This window comes from Streptomyces sp. WELS2, from assembly GCF_013870595.1.
Taxonomy (GTDB): domain Bacteria; phylum Actinomycetota; class Actinomycetes; order Streptomycetales; family Streptomycetaceae; genus Streptomyces.
On sequence record NZ_JACBWZ010000962.1, the window covers coordinates 1 to 2,159 of the forward strand.

General features: G+C 74.0%; 2 protein-coding genes. One reads left to right on the forward strand and one right to left on the reverse strand.

The features are described 5' to 3' along the window. A partial coding sequence (locus H5J33_RS32300) for an FAD-dependent oxidoreductase (protein ID WP_181798281.1) occupies positions 1-979 on the reverse strand: 979 nt, incomplete at its 3' end. Positions 980-1,136: 157 nt separating this feature from the next. Here H5J33_RS32300 and H5J33_RS32305 point away from each other — a divergent pair. Continuing rightward, a complete protein-coding gene (locus tag H5J33_RS32305) occupies positions 1,137-2,093 on the forward strand; it encodes an LLM class F420-dependent oxidoreductase (protein WP_181798282.1) in 957 nt (318 codons plus the stop codon). The last annotated feature ends 66 nt before the right edge of the window (positions 2,094-2,159 follow it).

A 2,159-nucleotide genomic window follows, 5' to 3' on the forward strand; every position in this document is an offset into this window, starting at 1 on the left:
CGGCCACCCGGCCCAGCACGCCTGGCGGCAGGGCCGTGTACTCGCCCGGCTTGTCGGGGTCGGGCACGGCGGCGGCGTCCCCGCAGGCGAACACCTCGGGCCGGCCGGGCGGCCGCAGATACGGGTCCACGATCAGCCGCCCGCGCTCCAGCGGCTGCCCGAGGGCCTCCACCAGCGGATCGGGCCGTACGCCCACGCACCACACCAGGGTCCGGGAGGCGAGGAACTCCCCGTCGGTGAGCAGCACCCCGTCCCGGGTGGCCTCCCGCACCGACGTGCCCGTGCGCACCTCGACGCCGCGCGCCCCGAGCACCCGCCCGGCGGTACGGGACAGCCGCTCGTCCAGCTCCGGCAGCACCCGCGGCGCCAGGTCCAGCAGGACCCAGCGGGGGCGCAGCCCGGCGGGCGGCGGCTGTCTGCGGGCCAGCCGGTCGGTGAGCAGCTGTGCCTGGGCGGCCACCTCCGTGCCGGTGTAGCCCGCACCGACCACCACGAAGGTGCAGCGGGCGGCGGCGCCCCGCGGGGTGTCGGCGGCGGCCAGCTCCATCTGCCGGGTCACGTGGTCGCGCAGGTAGAGCGCCTCGGGCAGCCCGCGGAAGCCGTGCGCGTGCTCGGCGACGCCGGGGACGGGCAGCAGCTTGTTCACACTGCCCACCGCCAGCACCAGCCGCTCGTAGCCGGTCTTTCCCGTGCCGCCCTCGGGGTCGCGGTAGCGCACGGTCTGCGCGTCCAGGTCGATCTCCTCGGCCTCGCCGAGGACCAGCCGCACCCCGCGCAGCGTGCCGGGCAGTGACACGGTGACCCGGCGGGCCTCCAGGACGCCGGCGGCGACCTGGGGCAGCAGCGGCAGGTACAGGAAGTAGTCGGTCGGGTTGACAAGCGTGATGTCGGCGCGGTCCCGGGTGAGCCGGACCAGCGTGCGAGCGGCCCGGTACCCGGCGAAACCGGCGCCGACGATCACGACGCGAGGTCGGCTCACGGTGCGCCTCCGGCGGTGCGGCTCGTCCGAGGTCTTCCGCGTAACCGGGGCCGGGGCGGCCAAACGCCGGGCGGGCCACCGGTGGACCGTTTCGGCCCGGGCGGGCCCGGTTACCCGGCCACACCAGGATCCGCACCAGCCTCGCGGAGGTTTCCCCATGCCCGAGTACGGCTATTTCCTGGCGGCCGAGGAACACGACCCCGCGGCCCTGATCGAGCAGGCCCGGATGGCCGAGCAGGCCGGGTTCCAGGCGCTGTGGATCTCCGACCACTACCACCCGTGGAACGACGAGCAGGGCCAGAGCGCGTTCGTGTGGTCGGTGATCGGGGCGCTGTCCCAGGCGGTGTCGCTGCCCGTCGAGACGGCCGTGACCTGTCCGACCGTACGGATCCACCCGGCGGTGCTGGCGCAGGCCGCGGCGACCAGCGCGGTGCTGACCGAGGGCCGCTTCCGGCTGGGCGTGGGCACCGGCGAGGCGCTGAACGAGCACATCCTCGGTGACCGCTGGCCTCCGGTGCGGGTGCGGCTGGAGATGCTGGAGGAGGCGATCGAGGTGATGCGCCGGCTGTTCACCGGCGAGGAGGTCACCCACCACGGCAAGCACTACACGGTGGAGAACGCCCGCCTGTACACCGTCCCGGACGAGCCCGTCCCGATCGACGTCTCCGCCTTCGGCCCGAAGGCGCTGTCGCTGGCCTCCCGGGCGGGCGACGGCTTCATCACGATGACGCCGGACGAGGGGATGGTCACCCGGTTCCGCGAGGGCGGCGGCGGGACGAAGCCGGTCAGCGGCGGTACGAAGGTGTGCTACGGCACCGACCGCGACGAGTGCGTCCGTACGGTGCACCGGCTCTGGTACAACGAGCTGCTGCCCGGCGAGATGGGGCAGGTACTGCCCTCGCCCCGGCACTTCGAGCAGCTGCACGAGCTGGTCACCGAGGACATGGTGCGGCAGAAGGTCGTGTGCGGCGACGACGCCGACCAGCACGTGAGTACGTTGCGGGCGTTCGCCGACGCCGGTTTCGACCGGGTGTACGTGAACCAGATCGGGCCGGATCAGCGGGGCTTCTTCGACTTCTACCGGACGAAGGTGCTGCCGCGGCTCGCCGGGTGAGCGCCGGTGTGGTGCCGTCAGGCCCTGTGGTGGGGGGCGTCCGGCGGGGTCTGGGGCATCGGCGGG

Excerpts from the sequence above, each read along its gene's own strand:
- H5J33_RS32305 (WP_181798282.1), top strand. The coding sequence starts at position 1,137 with ATGCCCGAGTACGGCTATTTCCTGGCGGCCGAGGAACACGACCCCGCG.